The organism is Betaproteobacteria bacterium (assembly GCA_009693245.1).
In the GTDB taxonomy this organism is placed as follows: domain Bacteria; phylum Pseudomonadota; class Gammaproteobacteria; order Burkholderiales; family SHXO01; genus SHXO01.
On record SHXO01000124.1, the window covers coordinates 1 to 6,323 of the forward strand.

The window sequence follows — 6,323 nt, forward strand, 5'->3', positions numbered from 1 at the left end:
TGGGCTCGGCGCTACTGGCTAAGCTGATCGATGTCAATCCAAAGGGCGCGGCGAGCTTCTGGATGATTGGTGCGGTCAAGGATAAGCATGCGTTCACTCCGATGCTGGCGGAGCTGGCCAGCATGGGCGTGCAGTGGGGCATCGTTCTAGGAGTGCTCGCGGTCAGCGCTGCTTTGCTCATGGCCGATCTCCTCAACAAACCTCTCCTAGCCTTGTCCGACACGGCGCGGCGCGTACGCGATGGCGACCATGCCGCTCGGCCCCCCGCGGGCCGCGGCGACGAAATTGGCGATCTGGCGCGCTCCTTCAACGCCATGCTGGATTCGGTACAACAACGTGACCAATCCCTCAACGATGCCCGCGAACGTGCCGAAGCACAGACGCGCGCGAAGCTGGAATTCTTCGCGAACATCGGTCCCGGCATACGTGGGCCGTTGCAGGGCACTCTCGGCACGCTGGAGATGCGCTCTCGAACGGAATTGAACGCGGAACAACGCGGTTTCCTGCGCACGGGTACCGGTTCGGCGGAAGCGCTCGATAAAGTGCTGAACGATGTGCTCGATTATTCTCAGACGGAAGCCGGAAGACTTTCCGCCGAACACGCGGTGTTGGACCTGCGGCGGCTCGTGGAGGAATTCTCCACCTCATTCGCGCACCGGGCCGAGGAGAAGAAGCTCGGGTTCCAAAAATTTGTCCCATCGGAAATTCCCGCGCAAGTGCTGGGGGACGCCACTCGCATTAGGCGGGTGCTGGCGCATCTTCTAGGGAACGCCATCCGGTTCACGCAGCGCGGGGAAGTCTCCCTGGCGTTGCACGCGCGCGCGGAGCCCGGCGGCCGTTACATCATTCGGTTCGGCATCAAGGATACCGGCATTGGCATGACTGACGAGGAACGCCTGAATTTTCTCTCCCCCCGTGCCGCCTTGGCGTTGCCCAACAACGATGGCCGGGGTTTATGGACGCTCGTTTGCCGCCGCTTAATCCAATCAATGAAAGGCGAAATGGGTATCGACAGTAAGCCCGGGCGGGGCAGCACATTCTGGTTTGAAATACCGGTTCGTAGCGCGGATACGAGTGCGCCCATGACACCTCGGGGCGAGGTCCGTGGCATGGTAGTCCCGGCGAGCCTCATAAAGCCATAGAATCAAGCAGGGAGCGCCGCCGTCGCGGCGGAACCCGGCGTGCCTGGAGACCGGGATCAGTAAGCTCCGGGGCTGAAAATCCGAGCTACCATGGCGCCTTCAGTTTCAAGGAGGAGGCGTCATGACAAGCACAAAGGTAGCCCTAGTCACGGGAGGATCCAGGGGAATCGGCGCGGCCATCGTGCGCGCCTTGGCCGGGGCTGGCTACGCGGTGGCTTTTACCTACCGCGACCGTAAGGACAGCGCCACCGCCCTCACCGAGGAATTGCGCCGCGCGGGCCACGAAGTCAAAGCCTTCCAATGCGACATCGGGGAAGCTGCCCAATCGGATGCCATCGTGGCGGACACATTGCGAGAATTTGGCCGCATCGATGTGCTGGTCAACAACGCTGGCGTGCATGTTCCGCATGTTCGCCTGGCGGATTTGAAGGACGAGGATTGGGCGTGGGTGATGAACGTCAACCTGACGGCGCCCTTTCGCCTTGCGCGCGACGTGCTTCCCAGCATGCGCAAGCAGAAGGGCGGGCATATCATCAACCTCTCCTCCAATGCCGCGCTACGGATGCCCGCGGGCTATGGCGTATACGCAATCTCCAAGGCTGGGTTGGAAGCCTTCACACGCATTTTGTCCAAGGAGGAAGGCCGCAACGGGATCCGCGTGAATGGCATTGGGCCTGGCCCCATTCGCACTGACATGTTGCGCGAAAGCTTCGAAGCCATGGGGAGCGAACGCGCAACGGCGTTCGTGGAATCATTCGCCCTGGGGCGCATGGGCGAGCCGGAGGAAATCGCCTCGGTGGTGGCATTTCTAGTGTCAGACGCGGCCAGTTACATGACTGGGCAAATCGTTTACGTGAACGGCGGGAGCGTGGTCTAGCTGGTGCGAATCTTCCTTGGAGGGGCAGGCCACCAACCGTAATGGGCCGGTAGTGCAGCATTGTTTAACACAGGACATGGGTAGGCAGGACCATCGGCCAACCTGGAGCAAGTGCCGGAGTCAGTATGGACATGTTGAGAAAAGTTTCCCTGCCATTGGCTTTCCATGCCGCCGTATTGAGCGCGGTCATGATCGGTTGCACCACCACGCACCCATTGCCCAAGGCGAGTGCTCCAGCCAAGAGCGCTCCAACCCAGCGCGCCAAGAGTGCGCCAACCCAGAACGTACCAGCCGAAAGTGCGCCAGCGGCAAGTGCTCCGGCGCCGGATAATGCCGCCGTCGCGCCGTCTCCCGCCATGCGCGCCAGCGTTGAAGAGAAGAACGTTCTGGTGCAAACCAACGCTTTCCGGCGCGAACACGGCCTAAACCAATTGCGGCCGGAAAGCCGCTTGATGGAAATCGCCCGGCGGCACGCGGCCAACATGGCTCGCAAGGACCGCTTCGGAGACACGGATAAGAACGGGCACGTCATGGATGGGCTGGACCCCGGCGATCGCGTGCAGGTCGGGGGTTATTCGTTCTCCCAAGTGGCTGAGAACGTGGGGTGGCAACTGCGGAAATCCGATCCTGTGGCCAGCATGGTCTAGGGTTGGAAGAATTCTCCCGGGCACCGCAAGAATCTGCTCATTCCCGAGATGTCCGACACCGGGGTGGGGGTGGCCAAGGGCCGGTCCGGTCGCTGGTATTTAGTACAGGTACTCGGGAAACACTACGAGCCCACCAAGCGCGTTTCCTCGCGCATGGTGGCCCTTGGTGGCAATTAGCCTGCTAAATCCGCGCGAGTATTCTTTCTAGCGCGGCCCGCATGGGCGCTGGCAAGGTCGCGGGCCGGCGCGTGGTTCTATCCACGTAAACGTGCACGAAGTGGCCTTGCGCCGCCGCGGCTTCGTTCTCGTTCCTGAATAAACCGATCTCATAGCGCACACTGCTGGTGCCCAGTTTCGCCACGCGTAGCCCAGCATGCACATGGTCGGGAAAGGTGACGGGGCTGAAGTACTGGCACATCGTCTCCACCACCAAGCCAATCACCGGGCTCTTGTCGAATTCGAGCACCCCTTGCTCGATCAAGTACTGGTTCACCACCGTATCGAAGTACGAGTAATACACGACGTTGTTCACGTGGCCGTAGACGTCGTTGTCCATCCAGCGTGTGGGAATCAACTGAAAGTGCCGGTAGGCGGAGCGCGATTCGGGTTGGGGTTTGGTAGTCATGATGCCTGAATCATTCATGCGAGTTCGGTCAGTGCATTATCACTTGGCTGGCCAATCGTCATCGCTTGCGGGAGGAACCCACGGCGAGCCTAAGCGCTCGCTGCCAATTCACCGCCAGCATTCCGGCAAGGATGATGATGGCCATGCCCCTGTGTGGTGCGGCCAGGACGATCATGAAGACCAGATGCACCGCGTAGCGTGCCCAAATCAACCCAGGCAGCGGATAACTCTTGAGGACGAGCTTCGCCAGCGTATCCATGCCAGAAAATAAAAACACCGCCAGCATCATGTAGCCGATGCCGCGCAGGCGGCTGGGGCGAACACTCACCAGCGAATGCCGCCCAGGGCATGCTTTCCCGCGAAACGGGCTCCTGGGCTCAGGCTTTCCTCGATACGCAACATCTCGTTCCATTTCGCCATGCGCTCGGAGCGGGCGAAGGAGCCGACCTTGATTTGGCCCGCGTCCCAACCGGTGGCCAGATGGCAGATGGTGACGTCCTCGGTTTCGCCCGAACGCGCGGAGACGATAGTGGCGAAGCCGGCTGCGCGCGCGGCCTCCATGGCCGCGAGCGTTTCGCAGATGGTTCCCGCTTGGTTGGGTTTGATGAGCACCGCATTGCAGGCCTTGTCAGCGGCGGCTTGCTTGACGAGTGCCGCGTTGGTGACCAGGTAATCGTCGCCAATGATTTGCACGCGCCGTCCCGCTTCCTTCGTGAATTCGATCATTCCCTGCGCATCGTCTTCCGCCAAGGGATCTTCGATGGACACGATGGGATAGCGCACCATCCAACCCAGAAGCATCTCGATCATGCCCTCGCTATCCAGCTCGCGCTTGTCGAGCCCCAAGCGGTAACGCCCGCTCCGGCCGAACTCGGATGCGGCGATGTCGAGCGAGATCGCGACATCCTCGCCGGGTCGGTATCCGGCTTTCTCGATGGATTGCAGCAACGCATCCAAGGCTTGTTCGTTGCTATCGAAGGCAGGCCAGTACCCGCCCTCGTCGGCCACGCCGTAGAGCGTGCCGCGCTCTCGCATGAACTCACCCGCCGCCCGGTAGACCTCGGCGGTCATCGCCAACGCCTCGTCAAAGCTGGTGGCGCCAATGGCCATCACCATCAAGTCCTGAATATCGATGCGCCGGCCCGCATGCGCGCCGCCCCCGAAGATCTGAATCTCCGGCAAGGGAATTCGCACAGGCTTGCCTTGCGCCAAGTAAGCAAACAGCGGTTGGCGCGCCACCGCGGCAGCAGCATGCAATACCGCCATGGATGCGGCGATCATCGCGTTGCCGCCTAGGTGTGTCTTATTCGCGGTGCCGTCAGCAACAAGCAAGGCTTGATCGGCGTCTTTCTGCAACGTGGCATCCATGCCTAGAAGGCATTGCGCGATCACGCCATTCACGTTTGCCACGGCTTGTTGCACACCCAATCCGCCGAGGGCGCGGCCGCCGTCTCGTAGATCCGCGGCTTCGCGCGATCCCCGCGAGGCGCCGGCCGGTGCGATCGCGCGTCCCACGGCACCTCCCGCGAGCCGCACTTCCGCTTCCACGGTGGGACGGCCGCGTGAATCCCACACCCGGCGGCCCTTTACGCTAGTAATGGTTGTCTCGCTCATGGTTCCGAATTCCCTTGGCTCATAGCCTCTCCCCACCGATACCGAACGGAACTCAACTCCCCAACGGGTTCCAATAAAAGGGTTCGGGCAACAGCCCGAACCCTTGCGCGCTGCCAGTCTTGCGTGATGTACTCCACCGGGGATTTGCCATCCACGCGCGCCAAGAAGAGTCCTGGTAGCAATCTAGCCGTGCGTGTCTCGATGCTTTCGCGCGCCTCCCAATCCACGCCTCGTAGATAGGCACCGGCCAAGGCACCGAAACATTTCAGATAGCGCGCAGTCCATTGCGGTTGCCACAGGCACTTGAGCATCATGTGATTCAGACAGAAGGCGAGATCGAAGGCCGGGTCGCCGTAGCAGGCGCACTCTGCATCGAGGAACACCGGTCCTTGCGGACCGCACAAAATATTCTTCGGGCTCACGTCGCCGTGCATCAAGGCAAGTTTAGTGTGCGCGGTTGCCTGCGCAAGCGCGACGAGCTGCGGTGCGCAGTCTGGATGCGCCGCGGCGGTGGCGAGAAGATAGGGTTCCAACCGGATCGGAAAGAAAATGTGATCCGTGGCGAAGCGCTCGCGAATTTCAGCGTGCCGGGCGGTGGCGCTGTGAATACGCGCCATACGCTCCCCAACTTTCTGCGCGAAGGTGGTATCGATCAAGCCTTGCGCCAATTGCTGTTTCCAAATCGGATAGCTTGCCTCGTCTAAATAAGCCATCGCGAGCAGACCCAGTTCTCGGTCTTCGCCCAGCACCGCAGGCGCGGCGCTGGGGTCGATGGCCGCAACCGTGCGCATCCACTGTGCTTCCCAGTGATTGCGTTCAACGGGTGCCCGCCAATCCGCCTGGACCTTGAGCTTGGGCAGGGCACGCTTGACGCAAAATACACGGCCGCCCGAGCTCACCTTGGCGATATCGGAGGACACGCCGCCCGCGAGTGGGGTAATTTCTGGCAGTTCGCCAGAGGAAAGGAGCCCCAGCCGGCGCAGGGACTCCACCATGGCGTGCGCATCGGGCATTGATGGGGTGGCCAGTGTTAGTCTTTTGGAACCGTACTTTTAGCATAGACATCGCATAGTCTCTTACGGATTCAATGTTGACAGGATTGGAGAAGAAATTGCGGAACTGTGGTCTGGTCTTGGTGGCTCAACAGGGGGATCGCCCCTTGTTCCTCCTTGGGGATAAACAAGGGGGGCTCCCCTTGTTCGTAATATGGGCACCTCTAATAATTCAGCATTGTAGAGTAGTGTGTATGGAATCGATGTGATAAAAAGGCTCGAAGCGCAAAGTGATCCCGAGGCCGATGAAGAAAGACAAACGCAGGAAGCAACCCAAACCCAAGCAGCCTGGATTCTTCGATGTACAAGAGCGCGCCGAGCAACTCACTCGGATGGGAGATCCGCTGGTGGGGTTGAAGGCGCAGA

At 60.8% G+C, this 6,323-nt stretch carries 7 protein-coding genes; 3 read left to right on the plus strand and 4 right to left on the minus strand.

Annotated features, from left to right (window positions below):
- The 3 genes from EXR36_15140 to EXR36_15150 all read left to right on the plus strand — a co-directional run.
- The coding region (locus tag EXR36_15140; GenBank protein MSQ60925.1) for a hybrid sensor histidine kinase/response regulator at window positions 1-1,142 on the plus strand (1,142 nt) is incomplete at its 5' end.
- 121 nt (window positions 1,143-1,263) lie between these two features.
- A complete protein-coding gene (locus EXR36_15145; protein ID MSQ60926.1) occupies window positions 1,264-2,019 on the plus strand; it encodes an SDR family oxidoreductase in 756 nt (251 codons plus the stop codon).
- 125 nt (window positions 2,020-2,144) lie between these two features.
- On the plus strand, window positions 2,145-2,666 hold the full coding sequence (locus tag EXR36_15150) for a CAP domain-containing protein (protein MSQ60927.1): 522 nt from the start codon (window positions 2,145-2,147) through the stop codon (window positions 2,664-2,666).
- Between the two features lie 181 nt (window positions 2,667-2,847).
- On the opposite strand, the gene EXR36_15155 is transcribed toward EXR36_15150, so the two are convergent.
- Genes EXR36_15155 through EXR36_15170 form a run of 4 tightly spaced genes read right to left on the minus strand, consistent with a single transcriptional unit; the run spans window position 2,848 to window position 5,918 of the window.
- Entirely contained in the window at window positions 2,848-3,309 is a 462-nt protein-coding gene (locus tag EXR36_15155) for an acyl-CoA thioesterase (GenBank protein ID MSQ60928.1), read from the minus strand.
- A 40-nt stretch (window positions 3,310-3,349) separates the two neighbouring features.
- Window positions 3,350-3,619, minus strand: a complete 270-nt coding sequence (locus tag EXR36_15160; protein ID MSQ60929.1) for a hypothetical protein — start codon at window positions 3,617-3,619, stop codon at window positions 3,350-3,352.
- Window positions 3,616-4,905 (minus strand): phosphopyruvate hydratase, encoded by a 1,290-nt coding sequence (locus EXR36_15165; GenBank protein MSQ60930.1) that lies wholly within the window; start codon window positions 4,903-4,905, stop codon window positions 3,616-3,618. Before EXR36_15165 ends, EXR36_15160 begins: the two co-directional genes overlap by 4 nt.
- A complete protein-coding gene (locus EXR36_15170; protein MSQ60931.1) occupies window positions 4,902-5,918 on the minus strand; it encodes an aminoglycoside phosphotransferase family protein in 1,017 nt (338 codons plus the stop codon). The genes EXR36_15165 and EXR36_15170 overlap by 4 nt, the downstream gene beginning before the upstream one ends.
- Window positions 5,919-6,323 lie beyond the last annotated feature (405 nt).

Bases quoted from the DNA above. Each gene is read 5' to 3' on its own strand.
- EXR36_15150 (MSQ60927.1), top strand. From the start codon at position 2,145: ATGGACATGTTGAGAAAAGTTTCCCTGCCATTGGCTTTCCATGCCGCC.
- EXR36_15165 (MSQ60930.1), bottom strand. From the start codon at position 4,905: ATGAGCGAGACAACCATTACTAGCGTAAAGGGCCGCCGGGTGTGGGAT.
- EXR36_15170 (MSQ60931.1), bottom strand. From the start codon at position 5,918: ATGCCCGATGCGCACGCCATGGTGGAGTCCCTGCGCCGGCTGGGGCTC.
- EXR36_15145 (MSQ60926.1), top strand. From the start codon at position 1,264: ATGACAAGCACAAAGGTAGCCCTAGTCACGGGAGGATCCAGGGGAATC.
- EXR36_15155 (MSQ60928.1), bottom strand. From the start codon at position 3,309: ATGAATGATTCAGGCATCATGACTACCAAACCCCAACCCGAATCGCGC.